This window comes from Bacteroidia bacterium (genome assembly GCA_016218155.1).
GTDB lineage: Bacteria > Bacteroidota > Bacteroidia > Bacteroidales > GWA2-32-17 > GWA2-32-17.
In genome coordinates, this window is record JACREQ010000032.1 from 228,898 (window position 1) to 249,891 (window position 20,994).

The window sequence follows — 20,994 nt, forward strand, 5'->3', positions numbered from 1 at the left end:
TTAGGAAGCTTTAGCAGTTAGGGTGGATGGTAATTAAAAAGTTTTATTTTTTATGTAAATTAATTACGAAGATTTATTTTTTACCATACTTATTAATAATATCTTCGATTACTTTTTCTGTTAATTCAAACCCTTCTAGTAATGGAAAGCCCTGCCAGCGTACAATCCCGTCGGGGTCAACTAAAATTACATGAGGAATACCTTTTACTTCCAAAGTCCTTTCCATTTGTCGCGTTGAGTCAATTGCCGAGTAATATTCAATTTCAGGAGTTTTCATTCTTTTAATTACTTCTTCTTTTTCGCCAGAAATGCCAATTACTATTAAATCTTTTTTAAAGGTTTTACTATACTTATTTAATTCCGGAATTGCCTTACGGCATGGTCCACACCATGTTGCCCAAAAATCAATTAATAAAAATTTACCTTTCATTTCTGGTTGATTTGTTAACCATTTTGTTACGTGAAATTCAGGTGCTTTTTTATCAATATAGGATTTAGCATATAGGTTTTTTTCAATTAGCTGGCTATAACCTGCAAAATTAAATAACATTACAAAAAATATGAAAAATGTTTTCATCTGATTTATTTTTTAATGAAAAAGAATTTTAAATGCTTCTTCAACTTTAGCAACGGTAAAAATTTGAATTTTGTATTTTGAAAGGTCTATTCCTTTTAAACCATATTTTGAGATAAGCATTTTTTTAAATCCTAATTTTTCTGCTTCTCCTATTCGCTGTTCAACACGAGATACTGGACGTACTTCACCTGTTAAGCCAATTTCGCCTGCAATACAAATATCTTTTGAAACCGGTCTGTCTAAATCAGAAGAAAGAACTGCTGCAATAACTGCTAAATCAATTGCAGGGTCGCTTACTTTTAATCCACCAGCAATATTTAAAAATACATCTTTTGCAGAAAGTCGGAAACCTGCTCTTTTTTCTAGAACAGCTAACAACATGCCTAGTCTTCTTAGGTCAAAACCCATTGAAGATCGTTGCGGGTTACCATATGCGGCTGAGCTAACCAAAGCCTGAACTTCAATTAATATTGGTCTTATTCCTTCAATAGTAGCAGCAACAACGGTTCCACTTAAAATTTCGTCAGTATGTGATAATAAAATATCAGAAGGATTAGGAACTTCTTTTAAACCTGTACTTTGCATTTCAAAAATTCCGATTTCGCTTGTTGAACCGAAACGGTTTTTGGTTGAACGAAGAATTCGGTATAAATTATTTAAATCACCTTCAAAAGCAAGAACTGTATCAACCATATGTTCTAAAACTTTTGGACCTGCAATATTTCCTTCTTTATTTATATGTCCGATTAAAAATATAGGTTTGTTGTTTTCCTTTGCGTATTTGAGTAACGAGGCAGTGCATTCGCGAACCTGAACAACAGTACCAGGTGAAGATTCTATTCTTTCTGATTGAATTGTCTGAATGGAATCTATTATTATTATATCAGGATTTACTTTGTCAAACTGAAGAAGAATATTTTCTAATATGCTTTCGCAATAAATATAACAATTTTCACCTTTACCTCCAATTCTGTCGGCACGTAATTTAAGCTGCTGTTCACTTTCTTCGCCCGAAACATACATTATTTTATATGAACTGACTCTAAGTGAAAATTGTAACATTAGTGTTGATTTTCCAATGCCTGGTTCACCGCCTATTAATATTACCGAACCTGGAACCAGACCTCCGCCAAGAACACGGTTTAGTTCAACGGATTTTGTGTTTAATCTTGGCTCAGGAGCAATTGTAATGTCAGTTACAAGTTTAGGACTAGCAGCATCTCTGGTTTTTCCGCTTGCAGATTTTACAGATTTTATTACCGGTTCTTCTATATATGAATTCCATTCTCCACATGAAGGACATTTACCAATCCATTTGGAAGATTCAACACCACAGTTACTGCAGAAAAAAGCTGTTTTTTGTTTAGCCATTTTAATTAGCTTTTACAAATTCAATTCTGTTAAATGCACCCTCAGAGCTACCATTATCAAGCATAATTCTTTGAATTATCAGATATTTTCTGTTAAGTGTTAAAACTTTATAAGTTCCATCAATTTCTCGTTTTATGCCATTAATTTTTAATAAGGTTGGCGATAATGCTTTTGCAGAAATTGACCAGTTAGCAGTATCGTAAACAACTGTATCTGTTGTTATTTTTGTAATAAATTTAAAATCTTCAGTAAAATTCCAGATCTGTGTTGTGTTACCAACATTAGTTAAGTAAACATATTGCCAGCTGCCTAAAATCTTTTCTTCTTTTTTCTTTTGACAACTGATAAAAAATATTGAACAACTAATAAGTATTGCAAAGATAAAAGCGAATCGTTTCATAAGAACTATTCCTCATGACGTGTAAATTCTTTACGATTATAAGGTGATTGACACTGTAAAACAAGAATTCTATTATTTAATTTTTCAATATAATAACTTGCATCTGTATATGCATCAACATTTCTCATTACAATATAATACTTTGTAAAATCAGCCTTTAATTCATAATCTGCAGTGTCAACAATTGTATCTGTAATAACATATAGCTTATTGTCGGAATCAAATTTATATACAATTTTATTTCCTTGTTGGGCAGCGGTTTGAGGCAATAAATCCCATGAGCCTGTTAGTTTATTTTGTTTAGATTTTTTGCATCCAACAAAAGTTATTGAAGCTATTATTAAGCAAATAAATAGAATCCTAGCTCTCATGACAGTTTGAATTTTAAACAAATCTACATTTTTTTACTAAAACAACAAAATTTATTTAAAGATTGAAATTATAAAACTAATTTGAAATTTTGTTTATAATTGATGATGAAGAGTATCCGTCAATAAAGTCAATGGTTTTTACTTCACCTCCGTTATTAATCACAATATCGCTGCCAACTATTTTATCAATAGTGTAATCACTTCCTTTAACAAGATATTTTGGTTTTATTACTTCAATCAGATTATAAGGAGTTTCTTCTTCAAAAATAACAACTGCCCCAACAAATTGCATTGATGCTAATATGATAGCTCTGCTTTGTTGATCCTGTATTGGTCTGTTTGCTCCTTTTAACTTTTTTACTGATTCATCGCTGTTTAGACCAATAATTAAATAATCACCCAACTGAGCTGCCTGTGCTAAATACTCTATATGCCCACGATGAATTATATCAAAACAACCATTTGTAAATACAATGCTTTTATTCTTAAAATTCAAAAATGAAAGTATTCTCTTGAACTCTATGTCAGAGCAACTACTATAAATTTTAGATTTAATAGTTTCAAGTTTTTCCATATCAATTTATGATTGAGAAAGTTTTTTCTTTTGAGCAAAGAAGACTAGTAGTAGAGCAATCGGACCGGTAAGCAAAACCATTAAAGTTTGAGATTCATGGCATATTGTTGCATATAATAATCCGTCAGCTTGAGAAATACCATAAAGCATTAAACCAAGAGAAACAATCCAATGATAGGCTCCAAAACCATTCTGAACAGGTGCCGACATACCTAATCCACCAATTGTAAGAATAAAGAATGCGTCAAGAAAACTAAGGTTTTTTGTTGGTTCAATTGAAAAGAAAGCAACGTAGGTCATAAGAACATACATAGCCCAAATAAAAAATGTATGAAAAAAGAATAATCCGACTTTTTTCATTTTAAAAATAGATTTAAGACCATTTGCCAAACCTTTAATGAAATTATTTATTTTTTGAAAAACAGTAATTTTCATTAATTTTTTTTTCATAAAGAAAATAAGAGCTATCAGTATAACTATTGATGAAATTGAAATAACCCAAAAGGTAGGCGAAGAAAAGTACTTGTCATATAGTGGATTGAATATTTCTTTAGCAAAGAATCCACCCACTTGTTCAAATTTAACAATTAGCACAAATGCGATTATTAAAAGCAGACAAAGAAAATCAACAACTCTTTCTGTAATTACTGTTCCGAATAGCTTGTCAATTGGTATGTCGTCAGTTTTATTAAGTGAACCGCATCTGGTAATTTCTCCTAATCTTGGCATGGCAATGTTTGCAAAGTATGCAATAAAAACAGCAAGAATAGCATTTTTATTTGACGGTTTATAACCTAATGGTTCAATTAAAAGTTTCCATCTTAATGCTCTGCTAACAAAGCCTAAAAGAGCAAAAACCAACGATAAACCTACCCAATAAAAATTAGCATCTTTAATATCATCCCATAATTTATGAAGATCAACATTTTTAAAAGCTAAATACAAAAGAATAATTCCGATTAATGGAAAAACTACAAAGTTTAGAATTATTCGGAATGTTTTTTTCAATGTGTTTACAATAAGCGATTTGTGGAAGTGTCTGGAAAAACTAGCCAGGGTTTGAAGGTTTTGGCTTCGTTAAAATCTATTGAGCAATACGATAAAATTATAACTATATCACCAACATAAAATTTTCTGGCAGCTGGTCCGTTTAGACAAATTACACCTGAATTTCTTTCACCTTTAATAACATAGGTTTCAATTCTTTCACCATTGTTTAGGTTTATTACCTGAACTTTTTCATTTTCCAGTAAGTTTGAAGCTTCTAAAAGTGCCTCGTCAATGGTAACGCTACCAACATATTGCAGGTTCGCTTCAGTAACAGTAACTCTGTGAATTTTTGATTTTAATACTTCGATTTTCATCGTTAAGTTTTTAATTAAACTGTCTTTTTTTAAAGCGCACAAAATTACAAATTAATCTGAATATTATCTATCAGTCTTACATCTCCACAAAAAACCGCAATGCAGCAAGTTATTGATTTGTGATTTTTTATGTTGGTAACAATTTTAAGTGACTCTGAATCTACAATTTCAATATATTCAATTTTAAATAAATTATTTGAATTAATTTGTTTAGCTGCCCAAATTTTAAATTCATTTAACTTATTCTCATTTAGAAAACCACCTATCTGCTTTAAAGTAGAATAAATTATTGCAGCTTCTTCAAACTCTTTGGTAGAAAGTCTTTTATTTCTAGAGCTCATTGCAAGTCCGTTACTTTCTCTTACAATAGGACATGAAATAATTTTTACAGTTGAGTTTGTTATTTTTACTAATTGCTTTATTATAGCTAATTGCTGAAAGTCTTTTTGACCAAAATAAGCGTTATCAGGCTTAATAATCGAAAAAAGTTTATCTACTATTAATGCTACCCCCTGAAAATGTCCTGGTCTGTATTCGCCTTCCATAATACTTTCTAAGTAACCTAATTCAAATTTTGTGTTAACATTTTCTGGGTACATTTCTTTTTCACTAGGCATAAATACCAAGTCGCAATCAGTCTCAATAAGTTTATTTAGATCTTCTTCAGGTTCTCTTGCGTATTTTATAAAATCTTGCTTATCATTAAACTGCGTAGGGTTTACAAAAATACTTACAACTGTAATATCGTTATTTTCTTTAGAAGTTTTAATTAAAGATAAATGCCCAAAATGCAAAGCTCCCATTGTTGGCACAAATCCAATCTTTTTACCATTACTTTTTAAAGTACTTAAGTAAGAAGTGATTTCGGAAATTGTATTTATTACTTTCATCATAAAATTTAAGGGAAGCAAAATAAGTCTAAAGTTTACTTACTATCAAAATAAAATCAATCAATTTTAGTTTAAGTTATAATTGAATTTATTTAATTGATTAAAATCATTATTTTTCTTACCTTTGCAATTAATTAATACCTTTTAAGCTGCACATGGAAAAAGAGAGAGTATTGTTTGTAGCTCAGGAAATTACCCCTTACTTACCTGAAACCCCAATGTCCACAATTGGACGCTACCTTCCGCAAGGAATTCAAGAAAAAGGTCGCGAAATACGCACCTTTATGCCACGTTTTGGTAATATAAATGAGCGACGAAATCAATTACATGAAGTTATTCGTCTTTCCGGGATGAATCTTATTATTAATGATACTGATCATCCGCTGATAATTAAAGTTGCTTCAATACAATCAGCTAGGATGCAGGTTTATTTTATTGATAATGAAGATTTCTTTCAAAGGAAATGCATAGTTTCAGATGATAGTGGAAATTTTTATCCGGATAATGACGAAAGAGCAATCTTTTTTGCAAGGGGAGTGTTAGAAACTGTTAAAAAGTTACGATGGGCACCACATCTTGTTCATTGTCAGGGATGGTTTACTTCACTTGTTCCTTTGTACATTAAAAAAGCATTTCGTGAAGATCCTTTATATAATGATACCAAAGTTGTTTTTTCTATATATGATGATGAGTTTAAGGGAAGTTTGTCAAAAGATTTTAAGAAAAAAGCAATAATTGATGGTGTCTCTGAAAAGGATATGCAAGTAATGTCATCATTAGATTATGTTAATTTAATGAAACTTGCAATTAATCTTTCAGACGGGGTAATCATGGGAAGTCCAAAAATTAATAGTAAAGTTCTTGAATATATTAAATCATCAGAAAAGCCATTGCTCGAATATCAGGACCCAGAACATTATATTGATTCCTATTCAGATTTTTACGATAGTGTTTTAACTCCAAATTGTGTTGAACTTTAAATAAAACAAATTGAAATCAATACTGAATAGAAATCTGGCACTGGCTATAAGTTTATTAACAGTTTTGTTTTTCTCTTGCCAAAAAGATCCAACTACTTTAGGTTTGGATTTGCAGCCAGATAGTGATAGAATTAATGGAATCTCACTCGATTCGTCAACCGTAAAAGCTTTCTTTTTAAAAGAAGATTCTCTTACAACAGATGAAAGAACTTATGCGCTCTTAGGATCTTATTTTGATCCGATTTTTGGTAGAAGCGATGCGTCATTTATGACACATATCAGACTTTCCTCTTCAAATGTTAGTTTTGGAACTGTACCAGTGGTAGATTCTATAGTTTTATATTTGAAATATAGGAGTTATTATGGTGATACTAACACTGCACAAACAATTTCAGTTTATGAAATTGATAAAGATTTTTATTTAGATTCTACTTATTATTCAAATATAAATCCTTCACAATATATTTTAAATAATACTTTGTTAGCAACAAAGAGTTATTATCCAAAACCAAGTGGTGAGCCATTAGCAATTACTTTAAGTAATAGTATGGCCGTTAAAATATTAGCTGGAACTTCAACTAATTTGTCAACAAATGACGAGTTTTTAAAGTTTTTTAAAGGACTTTATGTTAAAACAGACAGCATTTCATCTGGTGGTGCAATAATTTATTATGATTTAATTAATTCTAAGGTTACACTGTATTATAAGAATAATAATGATGATAGCTTAAAATTTGATTTTCTTATTAATTCAAGTAGTGCAAGAATTAACTTATTTAAACATAATTATAGTAGTGTTACTATTAATTCTTCTATTGGTGATTCTTTAGCTTCTGACTCTTTGTTATACATTCAAGGTATGTCCGGATTAATGGCAAAAATAAGGTTGCCGTATCTTTCAACTTTAAAGGATTCTGCTACAATAGCAATTGTAAAAGCAGAATTAATTATTCCAGTTGAGGATTATGATGCAACACTATATAAAACTCCAGCCAATTTAATTTTGGTTAGTTATAATTCTTCTGGAAAGTATGAATTTTTACCTGATTACTGGGTAGGAGGAAATTCTTATTTTGGCGGTACATATAATTCAAGCGATAAAACTTATAGATTTAATATTTCACGTTACGCACAACAATTAGTAGATGAAACAAGAATTGATTACGGTCTTGCTCTTTTTGTTGGAGATAACAGAGTAAGTGCAAATAGATTAATCTTAAGAGGACCAAAATGTGTTAATAATGGTATGAAATTATCAATAACATACTTGAAACCTTAACAAATAACAAACATGTGCGGAATAGTTGGCTATATAGGACCTAAAGAAGCTTATCCAATTCTTTTAGCAGGATTAAAACGATTAGAATACAGAGGTTACGATTCTGCAGGAATTGCTCTTTTAAATGGCGACAGCAGAATTTATAAATGTAAAGGAAAAGTTTCTGATTTAGAAGATTATGTCAAAGGAAAAAATGTTTCTGGAACAGTTGGTATAGGTCATACTCGTTGGGCAACACATGGTGAGCCTAATGATATTAATGCACACCCGCATATTTCAATGAATGGATTATTTATAATAATTCATAATGGTATTATTGAAAACTATTCAAGACTAAAACGTAAATTAGAAGATAGAGGATATACATTCAGCAGCGATACTGATACTGAAGTTCTTGTAAATCTTATCGAATATATTTACATGAAAGGTCAGGTTTCTGCAGAGATTGCTGTTAGACTTGCTTTAACAAAAGTTATAGGAGCCTTTGGAATTCTAGTAACGTGCAAAGAAGAGCCTGATATGATTATTGCTGCCAGAAAAGGTAGCCCTTTGGTTGTTGGTGTAGGTGATGGAGAATATTTTTTTGCAAGCGATGCTACTCCAATAATTGAACATACAAACAGAGTAGTTTATTTAAATGATAATGACGTTGCAGTCGTTCGTCGTGATGAAATTACATTTAAAACAATAATGAATGTAAAAATTACTCCGATTATACAAAATCTAGACTTAGATATTGGAGAAATTGAAAAAGGCGGATTTGACCATTTTATGCTCAAAGAGATTTTTGAACAACCAAGAGCAATTGAAGATACTTTCAGAGGAAGAATTTCGCACAACCCACACAAAATTCATCTTGGTGGTTTGTTTAATGTTATGGATAAGCTTATTAATGCAAAAAGAATAATTATAATAGGTTGCGGAACTTCATGGCATGCTGGTTTAGTTGGCGAATATTTATTCGAAGAGCTTGCAAGAATTCCTGTTGAAGTTGAATATGCTTCCGAATTCAGATACAGAAATCCTGTAATCTTACCTGAGGATGTTGTTATAGCAATTAGTCAGAGTGGTGAAACAGCAGATACTTTAGCTGCAATTAAACTTGCAAAAGAACAAGGTGCTACAGTAATTGGAATTTGTAATGTTGTAGGTTCAAGTATTCCTCGCGAAACTCATGCTGGTGTTTATACACACGCAGGACCAGAAATAGGCGTTGCCAGTACAAAAGCATTTACTGCACAGGTTACTGTATTGTCAATGATTGCAATGCTTTTAGGTTATGAAAGAAAAGTTATTTCAGAGAATGATTATCAGGCGTTGGTTTCTTCATTAATAGAAATTCCAAGTAAAATAGATATTATTTTAAAAGATATAACAAATATCCAGAAAATAGCCGACCTGTATAAAAATTCGAACAATTGTTTGTATTTAGGCAGGGGTTATTTATTCCCAGTTGCTTTAGAGGGCGCACTTAAGTTAAAAGAAATTTCTTATATTCATGCTGAAGGTTATCCTGCTGCAGAAATGAAACACGGACCAATTGCACTTATCGATCAGCATATGCCGGTTTTTGTAATTGCAGCAAAAGATAAGTCATATGAAAAAATTGTGTCAAATATTCAGGAAGTAAAAGCCCGTAAAGGAATTGTTATTGCTATAGTTTCTGAAGGAGATACAGTAATTAAAGGTTTAGCAGATCACGTAATGGAAGTTCCGCTTACCGACGAAGCACTAACTCCACTGCTCGCTGTTATACCTTTGCAGTTATTGTCATATTATATTGCTGTAATGAGAGGTTGTAATGTCGATCAACCAAGGAATCTTGCAAAATCTGTAACAGTAGAATAAGACGTTAATACTATTCCTGTAGTTCTCGATAAACTCGAACTAGCAACTTTATTATTTCTAGTATGCTTTTTAAACTATAAGTACTTTAGTCACTTTAGTCAATTTAAGTACTCGATGTTATCATCTAACAACTTGCCCATATATTGAATACATCTGTTGTAATACTTTTGTATTCTCATTATTCTTTAACAATAGTTCGTTTATTATTTCGGGGTTAGCGTCTACTTCTTGTGCCATTGCTAATTTGTCGTCAATATCTTTATTTACTAATTCAAGAATTTTAATTTTATATCTAATAATTACTCTTGGTAAATTATCTAAAAGTTTAACTTCTTCATCTTTTACATGTATTCCAATTCTCTTATAATATTTTGATAAATAATCGCTCTGACCTTTAATTCTTGCTCTGTAATAGGGTGTATTTAACCTGTCGGCAGCTAATTCCTGTATAACATCATCGTGGTGATATATTAATTCTTTAGGTTCAATATAACCATAGGTTTTAAGTTGTTCACAGAATATTTCAAAAACCTTATGGTGAACTAAATTTTTTAATTCCAGTTCATCATTAACAAGTTCCTGAATTACATATTTTACAACGGTTTCCTCTATCTCATCTTCTTCAGGTTTCCCTTTATAAATTACTTTGTTACCGTATAAAAATAGTAACCTTAAAATCTCAAATTCTTGTTCCTCTGCATAAAAATCATCAATCATAGAAGGAATTTGAGGGGTAACCGGACTGTTACCAATAATTTCAGCAGGTCTAATATTTGTAGAGAAGTCGGTTATTTTTCCAATTATTCTTTTTGCAACTTCGCTGTGTAATAGCTGTTCTTCTATTTTTAAAAGTCTGCTGCAGTCTTTAATATAAAGTGAGCGTAGAATGTTATCTGGAATAAGCGCAAGACTTTTAACAATATCATTTAAAACTTCGCTACGTTTTACTGGATCTTTACCTGCATCTTTTAATAATACTGTTGTTTTAAATGCAAAAAAATCTTTTTCCTCTTTATTAAGAAACTCAAAAAGCTCGGTCTGACTGTGTGATTGTGCAAAAGAATCGGGGTCTTCGCCTTCAGGAAGTAATACAACTTTAATATGCATACCTTCTTCAAGTAAAAGATCAATTCCGCGTATTGCTGCTTTTATTCCTGCAGGATCACTATCATAGAGTAATGTTATATTTTTTGTAAATCTTTTTATTAATGAAATCTGATCTATTGAAAGTGCAGTACCCGATGACGCAACACAATTTTCAATTCCAGATTGGTGCATAGAAACTACGTCGGCATTACCTTCAACAAGATAACATTTGTCTTTTTCGGCAATAGATTTTTTTGCTAAATAAAGTCCGAAAAGTATTTTCCCTTTGTGAAAAATTTCTGATTCAGGGCTGTTATAATATTTTGCAGGACTTTTTTCTTTATTTAAAATTCTTCCTGTAAAACCTACAACTCTTCCGCTTAAATTATGAATAGGGAAAATTACCCTGCCGCTAAATGAGTCAAAATTTCCTTTGTTTATTAATCCTGCTTTTAAAAGAAATTCAGGTTTATAGCCATTTTTTATTGCGTGATTGTAGAATGTTGTGGATTTGTCAGGAGAGTAACCAAGTTCAAATTTCTTTATTATGTCATCACGAAAATTTCTTTCGTGAAAATAAGCCATTCCTACAGCTTTTCCTTCTTCAGTTTTTTGAAGAGCATTTGTGAAAAATTCATGAGCGAAGGTAGTAGCAACAAATAAACTTTCACGTTCATCACGTTTTGCAATTTCTTCAACAGAAATTTCTTTTTCCTGAATTTCAATATTATATTTTTTTGCAAGCCATCTTAATGCATCTGGGTATGACATGTGGTCATGTTCCATAAGGAAGTTTACAGAATTGCCTGCTTTACCGCAACCAAAGCATTTATAAATTCCCTTTACAGGCGAAACAGAAAAAGACGGTGTTTTTTCGTTATGAAATGGACATAATCCTGTAAAGTTTGCACCTCGTTTTTTAAGACTTACAAATTCCGAAACTACCTCGTCTATGCGGGATGTGTCAATAATTCGTTGTATGGTAATTTCGTCTATCAAAACAAATATTTTTTATATCTCAAAAGTATTAAAACTAAAATGGAGAATAAAGAAATTTTGTATAAACTAATTAACAAAATCACTAATTTTAAAATGAAATTAAATAAATAATATTTTTAAATGAAAAAACTTGTAGTCCTTACCGGTGCAGGAATAAGTGCCGAGAGTGGCATAAAAACTTTTCGCGATATGGGTGGTTTATGGGAAGAATACGATATTGAAGAAGTTGCCAGTCCTCAAGGTTGGGAAAATAATATGGAACTGGTGCTCGATTTTTATAATCAGCGCAGAAAACAATTATTGGAATGTAAACCTAACCAGGCACATTATAAATTAGCCGAACTCGAAAAAGATTTTGATGTTCAGATAATAACCCAGAATGTTGATGATTTGCATGAACGTGCAGGAAGTAAAAATATTCTTCATTTGCATGGCGAACTAAATAAATCAATGAGTACAGGCGATACTTCATTGGTATATAAAATGGATGGTTGGGAATTAAAAAAGGGTGATGTTTGCGAAAAGGGTTTTCAGTTAAGACCATTTATAGTGTGGTTTGGCGAGGCAGTACCAATGATGGAGCAGGCAATAAGAATAACCGAAAAAGCCGATATTTTAGCTGTTGTAGGTACATCTTTAAATGTTTACCCTGCTGCTGGGTTATTAAATTATGTAAAACCAAATATTCCGGTATTTTTAATTGATCCTAACGATGTTAACTGTTATAGAAAAGTTACCGTTATAAAAGAAAAAGCCAGCACAGGTATAACCCGGCTGGCTGAAATATTAAAAACTCAAAACTTTTAATGTGAAACTACTAAGCGGTTAGTTTTAGCAACTTTACCGTTAATATTTAAAGTGCAGAAATAAATTCCCGATTGTAAATCGGCAACATTTAAATTTATAAAACCATTATTGTCGGTTAAATTAACTTGTTTTTCAAGTTTACCGCAAATGTTATAAACCTGAATGCTTGCTTTTGAATTTATACTAACATTATAATTTACTCTTGTTGTGGTTTTAGCAGGATTTGGATAGGGTGTAGAAATTGAACTTGAGAATTTGTTTTCAGTAATACCTGTTAAGCCGGCATATTTAACATTTACTTCAACCGAAGGACCGTGATATACTTTAAAATAATATTTAATTATCGAAGTTCCGTTAAGATTTTTTGGTTCATAATGCCCTGAAAATTCATTTGTTGTTACTCCTGCTGCAATAGATGCCATATTGGCTGAGGTCATTGTTCCTTCAGGGTAACAGGCACCTGCCCAGCAAAATGTATTTGTTGTGCCCGCAACAATATATACATATTCTTTTTCACATGTAACAGATAATGTTCCTGCAGTTACATTTTTTACTTTTATATGAGCAACCATTTCATTTACTGTTGGTAAACTGTCGATTGTGATTGTGTCACCTGAATTAATCAGAACATCATTTTCGGTATATAATTCTAAAGATTGGGATTTTGCATAAAACCCTAAAGAAATAAAAATTATTGCAAGTAAAATTTTTTTCATAATTGTAAATATTTAATTGCGTTTAACATACTTATTATTAAATGTCAATTTCAAGAATTTTCATCAAAAAAAAGATCATATCTGGACAAAGGTAAGATATTTTTTTTATATTTGTGCATCACTAAATCGATTTACCTATGAAAAAAATCAACTTTCTTAAAACTTTAGTTCTGGGTGCAACCATGCTATTCTGTGCTGGCACTAGTAATGCTCAGTTAGCAGATGGTACAATTGCTCCAAATTTTACATTGACAGACATCAATGGAAACACTCACACATTGTATAACTATTTAGCAGCCGGTAAAAAAGTTGTTGTTGACTTTTCTGCTGTATGGTGCGGTCCTTGCTGGACTTATCATAATAGCGGTGCTTTAGAAAATTTATACACTCAGTATGGTCCAACAGGTACTGTAAATCAATCAATGCAGGTTTTATATATTGAGGCTGATGAGAATTCTTTATCATGTTTGCAAGGTGTTAATTCAGGTTGTACGGGTACACCTCAAGGTAACTGGACAACAGGAACTCCTTATCCACAAATTTTAACTTGTCCAGCTCCATCAGGTAATGGACCAACAGTAAATTCAAATTTTAATATTACTTATTTCCCAACTGTATATACAATTTGTCCAGATCATACTATTTATGAGTCAGGTCAGTTAACTACAGCAAATCACGTATCTTTTGCAAATTCTCATTGTGCTGCACTTAGTACAAATGCAAATGATGTAAAAGCTTTTGCTTGTACAAGTCCTTCAGGTTCATATTGTGTTGGTACTGTAAACCCAAATTTAACAATTCAGAATTATGGAACAGCTAATTTAACAACATGTACAATATTGGTTAAATTAGATGGTACAACAATGCAAACAGTAAACTGGACAGGTAACCTTGCAATGTATGCAACTGCAGTTGTTGCTTTAAATCCTATTTCATCAATTACAAATGGTTCGCATACAGTTTCAATTGAGTTAGTAGATCCTAATGGTGTAACTGATCAGAACTTAGCAAATAATACAATTAACAAAACTTTTACAGTTAATTCAGCAGGTACAGTTGTTAATTTTGACCTTTATACTGACATTTATCCTACTGAAACAACATGGAAATTAACATTACAGGGTTCTACAACAATTTTGTTACAGGGATCAGGTTATTCAGGTGGTCACCAACATTATTTAGAGAGCTGGTGCTTAAATCCAGGTAGTTGTTATACTATAACAGTAATGGATTCTTATGGTGATGGAATGAATAATAATACTACTGCAACAAGTGATGATGGAAACGTAACTATTAAAGTTGCTGGTACAACAGTTGCTACAGTTGCAGGTAATTTCACATCAACAGCTTCTGCTAATTTCTGTTTAACAGCTACAGGAATTTTAGAAGGAGATTTTAATGCAAGTATTAATGTATTCCCAAATCCATCAAATGGTGATCTTTATATAACTAATGCAGAAAATTCTACAATTCAGATTATTGATATGTTAGGTAAAGTTGTTTATTCTTCAAGCTTGGTAACAAATAACGAACAATTAGATCTTTCCAATTTATCTAATGGAAGTTATTTTGCAAGAATAACCAACGAAAATAATGTTGCAACAAGAAATATTGTTTTAGCAAGATAATTTTTTAGTTCTTTAATTTCTGAAATCAGTAATTTGGAGCAATCTTTGCCACCGGGTTACTGATTTCTTTTTAAATTAATATTATGAAGACTATTTATTTTATTTTATTTGCTTTGTTTGTTGTAAATTACACAATTGCGCAAACAACTGAATTTAAATTACCCTCTGTTGATGTTAAAACATTAGATGGTAAAAAATTTAATACATCAGAAATTAAAAATGATGGAAAGCCAATTGTAATAAGTTTTTGGGCTACATGGTGTAAACCTTGTGTAATGGAACTTTCTGCAATAGCCGAAAAGTATCAGGATTGGCAAACTGAAACCGGTGTTAAACTTTACGCTGTATCAATTGATGATTCAAAAAGTATGAACAGAGTTTCACCATTTGTAAATGGAAAAGGCTGGGATTATGTAGTACTTTTAGATGCAAACAGTGATTTTAAACGTGCAATCAATGTAATTAATGTTCCACATACATTTTTAATTGATGCAGCCGGAAATGTTGTATATCAGCACACAACTTATGCAGAAGGAGATGAAGATCTTCTTTATGAAAAAATTAAGAAACTTGCAAAAGGAGAAAAAATTAACGAATAATTTTTTATAATGCGTTTTAAAAATATTCTTGTTCCTGCATTAATAAGCATTTCTATTTTTTCGCAGGCACAAACAAATAACGAGGGGCAATTGCATGGAAATTTTCAGATAGACATGCAAACTTATAAAGAAGACAGCTTAATTGGAGCTCCAAAAATTCCCGAAAAAACACTTTTAAATTCTTATGCTAACCTTACATATTCCAAAGGTAATTTTACTGCCGGAATAAGATATGAGGCATATATGAATACTTTATCAGGATACGATGCCCGTTACAACGGGAATGGGATTCCTTACAGATTTTTAACTTATAAAGCAGACGAACTTGAAGTAACAGCCGGAAGCTTTTATGAACAGTTTGGCAATGGGTTAATATTAAGAGCTTATGAAGAAAAAGGTTTGGGCTACGATAATGCTTTTGACGGAGTTAGAGTAAAGTATCAGATTTATAAAGGTGTTTCGGTAAAAGGTCTTGTTGGAAAACAAAGATTATTTTTTGATAAAGGACCTGGAATTGTTAGAGGTATAGATGGAGAAATAAATACAAACGAGCTTTTAAAATTTATGAGTGAAAGCAAAACCCAGATTATTCTTGGTGGTAGTTTTGTAAGTAAATATCAGGCCGATAAAGATCCATTGTATAAACTTCCCGAAAATGTTGGTGCTTGGGCTGCAAGAATGAATATAACAAGGGGTAATATAAATGTTAACAGTGAGTATGCATATAAAATTAATGACCCTTCGGCAGATAATCTTAACATTTATAAACCGGGCGAAGCATTATTAATAAGTGCAAGTTATTCTAAAAAAGGTTTTGGTGTTTTGTTAAATGCAAAGAGAATTGATAACATGGCTTTTCGTTCAAACAGAAATGCCAGTTTAATAGATCTTAATATTAATTATTTGCCAATTCTTACAAAATCTTATACATATTCCTTTCTTAATTTTTATCCTTATGCTACCCAATCTAACGGAGAAATGGGTGGTGGTGCAGAAATTATGTATAAGTTTAAAAAGGAAACTTTCTTAGGTGGAAAATATGGAACTAATATTTCCATTAATTTCAGCAGGTTAAATAGTATTGATAAGTCAGCACCTTCAGATACTTCAGAAATTGGAGTGTCCGGAACATTAGGTTATCAATCGGAATTCTTTAAACCAGGTAATGAATTATATTTTCAGGATTTTAATGTTGAAATAAATAAAAAATTCTCAAAACGATTTAGTGGTAATTTTATTTATCAAAACCTTATTTATAATTCTCCTGTATTAAGAAATGGATATGCTACTGTTTATGGTAATGCAGGAATAGCTGATATGTTATATCGGTTAAATGATAAAAATGCTATTCACATTGAGTTAGGGGCACTTTTTACAAAACAGGATATGGGAAATTGGGTTATGGCTCAGGCTGAATATTCTATTGCACCAAAATGGTTTTTTTCTTTATCTGACCAATATAATTATGGCAATGAGGATAAAGATAAACAACTTCATTACTACACTGTGGCGGTTGCTTATGCAAAAGGAGGTAATCGATTACAGTTAGGTTATGGCAGGCAAAGACAAGGTATAATGTGTGTTGGTGGTGTTTGCAGAAGTGTACCAGCATCTAACGGTTTCATTTTAGCATTAAGTTCAAGTTTTTAAAAAAAGAAAATTATGAAAAACAATTTTCAGAAAATATTTATATTATTGTGCTCGGTGTTAATAATTGCAATAATAGGTTGTGATAAAATTGAAGGTCCATTCACAGAGAATAATGAAATTATAGATACAACAAGATGTCCGGTACCACAGTTTCCGGCACTTGAAAATACTTATAGGAAAATTCTTATTGAAGATTTCACTGGACATAAATGTGGTTATTGCCCACGAGCTCATGTTGCATTACATGATTTAATTGCTACTTATGGTGACACTATTGTTTCATATGCTATGCATGTTAGTGATGGTTATGCTGCACCTGATGCAACCGGTTCTTACACTTATGATTTTAGAACTGAAGAAGGAACTTTTGTTGATAATGCATTTCATATTTCAGCAGGAGGTCTTCCCAAGGGAATGGTTAGCAGAGTTAAATATAATGGGAGTGAAGTAATAGATCATGGTTCTTGGCCAATTGTTGTACAAACTATGTTAAATGATATTCCAAAATTGGGATTACAGATTATTAATAATTATAATAGTACTGATAGTTCTTTTTGTTCTCACATTAAAATATCTTTTCTTGAAAATATTACTGATACACTAATGTTTTATTGCTGTTTAACAGAAGATAGTATTATAAAGCCGCAGAAAAATTATGATGTAACACCAAACACAATTCCAAACTATGTTCATATGCATGTTTACAGAGATGGATTAAATGGTAATTTAGGTGTAACAATTAACCCAAGTTTAGCAATTAAGGACAGCTCTATTGTAAAATCTTATTATTACAAGCTAAATGGTAAAGACTATGTACATAAGAATCTTAAAATAGTAGCTTATGTTTATAAGAGTTCTACAAATGAAGTTTTGCAGGCAGAGGATAAAAAAGTAAAATAAATATTTAACGCTTATTTAAACCCAACAGGTTTCAAAAACCTGTTAGGTTTATAATACTTTAATTTCTGAAAAGAGATTTCTTCTTAACTATAACAACCTTCCCGTATTTAGCCAGTTCTTTCTGGTTAATTCTTTTTGCATCTCCTACTATTCCTATAACCATAGGTTTTGATTTAAGATTATCATCTGAGAATTTTTTAATGTCATCAAAGCTTAATTCATAGTAAACCGGTATTTTTACTTTTGATGGATCTTCTTTATAACCTAATAATTTCCATTTAGCAATAGATGTACTAAGGTCTCTGAAATCGGGATGCTCAGCTACAGCAGATTGAGCCAGATATTCTTTTATCATGTTAATTCTTTCTGGTTTTAATGGCATTTTTCTAACAAGAGAATCAAATAAGCTTACTGCCTCAATTGTCTTATCACTCTGAGTTCCGATAAAACCATAAAAAACACTCTCTTTTCCAGATTGTTGTGGAACCGAATAACGTGCACCGGCTGAATATGCGAGTGATCTGTATTCTCTTACTTCCTGTAACACTAAACCAGAGAAATCGCCACCAAAATATAAATTAAATGCATCTATATATGGCTCGTCGTCATTGTAAAAAGGCTTTTCGTTAATTAAGAAATATATTTTGCTTTGTAAAGCTTTCGGTTTATCCACTAGGTAAATTGTATTTTCATTATAATTTGTTACACTTAAACTTGAAGGTGCTAATGATTTTGATGGTCTTTCAGCAAAGCGATAGTCGTTTTTTAAATATGAAATAATCTCATCAAAAGGTAAATTACCAACATAATGCACATCGGCTTCAAAATTTGTTGCAAGTTTGAAAACTGAAATTATTGAATCTACAGAAGTGTTTTTTAATTCTTTTATTGTTGGTCTGTCTATAAAGTTTGATTTATTACCAAATTTTATCCAACTAAATAGCGCAGTGGCAATATTATCAGGTTCTTTACTTTCAATTTTACGATTTGATTTTTCACCTTCAAGCAAAATGTTAAGTTTTTCGGTTTCACATACCGGGTTATGTATAAGTTTTCCTAATAATGTTAGTGCAGGTTTAATCTGACTTTCTTTTCCTTCTAATTCTACAATTGTGTAGTCTTTATCGCTGCTTATATTGTATGTACATCCTATTTTACTAAACTCGTTTTTTAGTTCATTTACTTTTAATTCGGAAGTTCCTGAAAGATTTGCAAGTTGTGTTGAGCTTGATAATAATGGATGATAGGTTTCGCCCATTCCATATTTAATAGTGAGAGTAAAAATATCATTATATGGATTCTTAGTTTGATATATCCATATACCTTTTTTTACTCTGTTTTGTTGTACATCAGATCTGAAATCAACAAATTTTTCTGAAATAGGTTTAGATGGTAATGTTTCTAAATGTTTTGCAAATTCAGATTTTGCATCAGTATTAGAAATAACGGGTTTATATCCTGGTTTATCAATTTTTTCATTTTTAGGTAATCCCATTTTTGAGTAAAATGCAAGATAATTTTTACCATAATATTTATTAGCAGTATTAATAACATCCTGCTTTGTAATTGCCATAATTTTATCAGGAATAGAAAAAGCAACTTCGCATTCCTGATTTCTACCAAATAATTCTGCAAAATACATCGAGCGGTTTTCCACATTTTCCATGTCAAACATAAAGTCTTTATATAATTCTGCTTTTATTGCATCAACCATCCAGTCATCAAAATTTCCGTTTTTTAAATCTTCAATTTTTTGCATTACAAGTGCTTCGGCATCTTCCAATTTTTGACCTAATATTTTAGGAACAATTAATATTACATCTTCGCCATAGTCATTGTATTGCATTGGAAAAATTTGAGCACTTAGTAATTTATTATCTATTGTTAGTTTATCTAATAATCCTGTTTGATTTCCATTTGAGAGTATTCTGTTACAAACCTGAATTGCAATTTCGTCTTTATCTCCGGCAGGAACTGTTCTAAAACCAAGTAATCCCAATTTAATTGGAGATAATTTCATCTCAACAGATTCGCGTCCATTAAAAGGTTCCTCTTTCCATTCTTTTTTAGCAGGAAGTTCAGCCTTTTTCCATCTTCCAAATTTTTCTTTAATTAATTCAAGGGTTTCTTGTGTGTTAAAATCACCTGAAAGAACAAGAGCCATATTGTTAGGGACATAATAAGTTGTAAAAAATTGAAACATCTTATTTAAAGAAGGATTTTTTAAATGGTCAATTGTTCCTATTAAAGGCTGTTGTCCGTATGGATGATTTTTAAAAGATGCTTTGTTAAATTCTTCTAAAAGTTTAAAAATAAACATATCCGAATAAAGATTTTTTTCTTCATAAACAACTTCCAGTTCAGATTGAAATCCTCTGAATACAGGATTAATAAAACGTTGACTATAAATTTCCAACCATTTATTCAATTGATTAGAAGGAAATGCATTATGATATGCTGTTCTGTCAGGGCTAGTATTTGCATTTAAGTCAATACCACCAATACTCTTAATAACTTTATCCATTTCATTTGGAATAGCATATTTATTTGCTTCCAAGGATGCCTGATTAATATTTAATTGAATCTCTTTTCTTTTTTCAGGGTCTGTTGTTTTACCAAGTTCTTCGTATAGAGCAAATATTTTATCAATATGAGGTTTTTCGGCGTTCCAATCTGTAGTGCCTAATTTATCTGTTCCTTTAAAAAGCATATGTTCCATATAATGAGCCATACCTGTTGCATCTGCAGGGTCATTCTTCGAACCTGCTTTTGTAACAACTATGCCATATATCATTGGTCTTGAGTGATCTTCATTTAGAATAACAGTTAATCCGTTTTCTAATATATACTTTTCAACAACAGGTTTTTTCCATTCAATTATTTGACTTAATCCATTTTGAATGATAAATATTACTAAAAAAGAAAAAATAATACAGAATTTCATGGTCAATTAAT

The 20,994-nt window shown here is 31.2% G+C and carries 19 protein-coding genes; 8 read left to right on the plus strand and 11 right to left on the minus strand.

The window, feature by feature from the left end:
* Positions 1-73: 73 nt before the first annotated feature.
* The 8 genes from HY951_05650 to HY951_05685 all read right to left on the minus strand — a co-directional run bounded on the left by HY951_05650 (position 74) and on the right by HY951_05685 (position 5,547).
* A complete protein-coding gene (locus HY951_05650; protein ID MBI5539523.1) occupies positions 74-577 on the minus strand; it encodes a TlpA family protein disulfide reductase in 504 nt (167 codons plus the stop codon).
* Between the two features lie 12 nt (positions 578-589).
* A complete protein-coding gene (radA, locus tag HY951_05655) occupies positions 590-1,948 on the minus strand; it encodes a DNA repair protein RadA (protein MBI5539524.1) in 1,359 nt (452 codons plus the stop codon).
* 1 nt (position 1,949) lies between these two features.
* Positions 1,950-2,348, minus strand: coding sequence for a hypothetical protein (locus HY951_05660; protein MBI5539525.1), 399 nt, complete (start codon positions 2,346-2,348; stop codon positions 1,950-1,952).
* Between the two features lie 5 nt (positions 2,349-2,353).
* On the minus strand, positions 2,354-2,719 hold the full coding sequence (locus HY951_05665; protein MBI5539526.1) for a hypothetical protein: 366 nt from the start codon (positions 2,717-2,719) through the stop codon (positions 2,354-2,356).
* A gap of 76 nt (positions 2,720-2,795) precedes the next feature.
* Positions 2,796-3,293 (minus strand): D-glycero-beta-D-manno-heptose 1-phosphate adenylyltransferase, encoded by a 498-nt coding sequence (gene rfaE2, locus HY951_05670; GenBank protein MBI5539527.1) that lies wholly within the window; start codon positions 3,291-3,293, stop codon positions 2,796-2,798.
* 6 nt (positions 3,294-3,299) lie between these two features.
* Entirely contained in the window at positions 3,300-4,301 is a 1,002-nt protein-coding gene (locus tag HY951_05675; protein ID MBI5539528.1) for a flippase-like domain-containing protein, read from the minus strand.
* Between the two features lie 5 nt (positions 4,302-4,306).
* Positions 4,307-4,657 carry an aspartate 1-decarboxylase gene (locus tag HY951_05680; protein ID MBI5539529.1) on the minus strand — a complete coding sequence of 117 codons (351 nt, stop codon included), beginning with the start codon at positions 4,655-4,657 and terminating at the stop codon, positions 4,307-4,309.
* 44 nt (positions 4,658-4,701) lie between these two features.
* Positions 4,702-5,547: a pantoate--beta-alanine ligase gene (locus tag HY951_05685; protein MBI5539530.1), complete on the minus strand. Its 846-nt coding sequence runs from the start codon at positions 5,545-5,547 to the stop codon at positions 4,702-4,704.
* A 155-nt stretch (positions 5,548-5,702) separates the two neighbouring features.
* On the opposite strand from HY951_05685, the gene HY951_05690 reads away from it, so the two are divergent.
* The 3 genes from HY951_05690 to glmS are packed head-to-tail and all read left to right on the plus strand — an operon-like array spanning position 5,703 to position 9,654.
* A complete protein-coding gene (locus HY951_05690; GenBank protein MBI5539531.1) occupies positions 5,703-6,527 on the plus strand; it encodes a glycogen/starch synthase in 825 nt (274 codons plus the stop codon).
* A 10-nt stretch (positions 6,528-6,537) separates the two neighbouring features.
* Positions 6,538-7,806, plus strand: coding sequence for a DUF4270 domain-containing protein (locus HY951_05695; GenBank protein MBI5539532.1), 1,269 nt, complete (start codon positions 6,538-6,540; stop codon positions 7,804-7,806).
* Positions 7,807-7,818: 12 nt separating this feature from the next.
* Complete coding sequence (gene glmS / locus HY951_05700; protein ID MBI5539533.1) at positions 7,819-9,654, plus strand: glutamine--fructose-6-phosphate transaminase (isomerizing); 1,836 nt, start codon at positions 7,819-7,821, stop codon at positions 9,652-9,654.
* Between the two features lie 120 nt (positions 9,655-9,774).
* Here glmS and dnaG read toward each other — a convergent pair whose 3' ends face one another.
* Positions 9,775-11,739, minus strand: coding sequence for a DNA primase (gene dnaG / locus HY951_05705; protein ID MBI5539534.1), 1,965 nt, complete (start codon positions 11,737-11,739; stop codon positions 9,775-9,777).
* 120 nt (positions 11,740-11,859) lie between these two features.
* On the opposite strand from dnaG, the gene HY951_05710 reads away from it, so the two are divergent.
* Complete coding sequence (locus HY951_05710) at positions 11,860-12,546, plus strand: NAD-dependent deacylase (GenBank protein MBI5539535.1); 687 nt, start codon at positions 11,860-11,862, stop codon at positions 12,544-12,546.
* On the opposite strand, the gene HY951_05715 is transcribed toward HY951_05710, so the two are convergent.
* Positions 12,543-13,262, minus strand: a complete 720-nt coding sequence (locus HY951_05715) for a T9SS type A sorting domain-containing protein (GenBank protein ID MBI5539536.1) — start codon at positions 13,260-13,262, stop codon at positions 12,543-12,545. The two genes, HY951_05710 and HY951_05715, sit on opposite strands and share 4 nt — an antisense overlap.
* A gap of 137 nt (positions 13,263-13,399) precedes the next feature.
* Between HY951_05715 and HY951_05720 the strand changes: the two genes are divergently transcribed.
* The 4 genes from HY951_05720 to HY951_05735 all read left to right on the plus strand — a co-directional run bounded on the left by HY951_05720 (position 13,400) and on the right by HY951_05735 (position 18,039).
* The gene (locus HY951_05720) at positions 13,400-14,890 is read left to right on the plus strand and encodes a T9SS type A sorting domain-containing protein (GenBank protein MBI5539537.1); all 1,491 of its coding nucleotides are present in this window, start codon (positions 13,400-13,402) and stop codon (positions 14,888-14,890) included.
* Positions 14,891-14,973: 83 nt separating this feature from the next.
* Positions 14,974-15,489: a TlpA family protein disulfide reductase gene (locus tag HY951_05725; GenBank protein MBI5539538.1), complete on the plus strand. Its 516-nt coding sequence runs from the start codon at positions 14,974-14,976 to the stop codon at positions 15,487-15,489.
* A gap of 9 nt (positions 15,490-15,498) precedes the next feature.
* Entirely contained in the window at positions 15,499-17,139 is a 1,641-nt protein-coding gene (locus tag HY951_05730) for a hypothetical protein (GenBank protein MBI5539539.1), read from the plus strand.
* A 12-nt stretch (positions 17,140-17,151) separates the two neighbouring features.
* Complete coding sequence (locus tag HY951_05735; GenBank protein MBI5539540.1) at positions 17,152-18,039, plus strand: Omp28-related outer membrane protein; 888 nt, start codon at positions 17,152-17,154, stop codon at positions 18,037-18,039.
* Between the two features lie 58 nt (positions 18,040-18,097).
* On the opposite strand, the gene HY951_05740 is transcribed toward HY951_05735, so the two are convergent.
* Entirely contained in the window at positions 18,098-20,983 is a 2,886-nt protein-coding gene (locus HY951_05740; protein ID MBI5539541.1) for an insulinase family protein, read from the minus strand.
* Positions 20,984-20,994: the final 11 nt, after the last annotated feature.

Excerpts from the sequence above, each read along its gene's own strand:
- glmS (MBI5539533.1), top strand. The coding sequence starts at position 7,819 with ATGTGCGGAATAGTTGGCTATATAGGACCTAAAGAAGCTTATCCAATT.
- HY951_05735 (MBI5539540.1), top strand. The coding sequence starts at position 17,152 with ATGAAAAACAATTTTCAGAAAATATTTATATTATTGTGCTCGGTGTTA.
- HY951_05685 (MBI5539530.1), bottom strand. The coding sequence starts at position 5,547 with ATGAAAGTAATAAATACAATTTCCGAAATCACTTCTTACTTAAGTACT.
- HY951_05725 (MBI5539538.1), top strand. The coding sequence starts at position 14,974 with ATGAAGACTATTTATTTTATTTTATTTGCTTTGTTTGTTGTAAATTAC.
- HY951_05710 (MBI5539535.1), top strand. The coding sequence starts at position 11,860 with ATGAAAAAACTTGTAGTCCTTACCGGTGCAGGAATAAGTGCCGAGAGT.
- HY951_05665 (MBI5539526.1), bottom strand. The coding sequence starts at position 2,719 with ATGAGAGCTAGGATTCTATTTATTTGCTTAATAATAGCTTCAATAACT.
- HY951_05715 (MBI5539536.1), bottom strand. The coding sequence starts at position 13,262 with ATGAAAAAAATTTTACTTGCAATAATTTTTATTTCTTTAGGGTTTTAT.
- HY951_05730 (MBI5539539.1), top strand. The coding sequence starts at position 15,499 with ATGCGTTTTAAAAATATTCTTGTTCCTGCATTAATAAGCATTTCTATT.
- HY951_05650 (MBI5539523.1), bottom strand. The coding sequence starts at position 577 with ATGAAAACATTTTTCATATTTTTTGTAATGTTATTTAATTTTGCAGGT.
- HY951_05660 (MBI5539525.1), bottom strand. The coding sequence starts at position 2,348 with ATGAAACGATTCGCTTTTATCTTTGCAATACTTATTAGTTGTTCAATA.
- HY951_05720 (MBI5539537.1), top strand. The coding sequence starts at position 13,400 with ATGAAAAAAATCAACTTTCTTAAAACTTTAGTTCTGGGTGCAACCATG.
- HY951_05690 (MBI5539531.1), top strand. The coding sequence starts at position 5,703 with ATGGAAAAAGAGAGAGTATTGTTTGTAGCTCAGGAAATTACCCCTTAC.
- HY951_05740 (MBI5539541.1), bottom strand. The coding sequence starts at position 20,983 with ATGAAATTCTGTATTATTTTTTCTTTTTTAGTAATATTTATCATTCAA.
- HY951_05680 (MBI5539529.1), bottom strand. The coding sequence starts at position 4,657 with ATGAAAATCGAAGTATTAAAATCAAAAATTCACAGAGTTACTGTTACT.
- radA (MBI5539524.1), bottom strand. The coding sequence starts at position 1,948 with ATGGCTAAACAAAAAACAGCTTTTTTCTGCAGTAACTGTGGTGTTGAA.
- rfaE2 (MBI5539527.1), bottom strand. The coding sequence starts at position 3,293 with ATGGAAAAACTTGAAACTATTAAATCTAAAATTTATAGTAGTTGCTCT.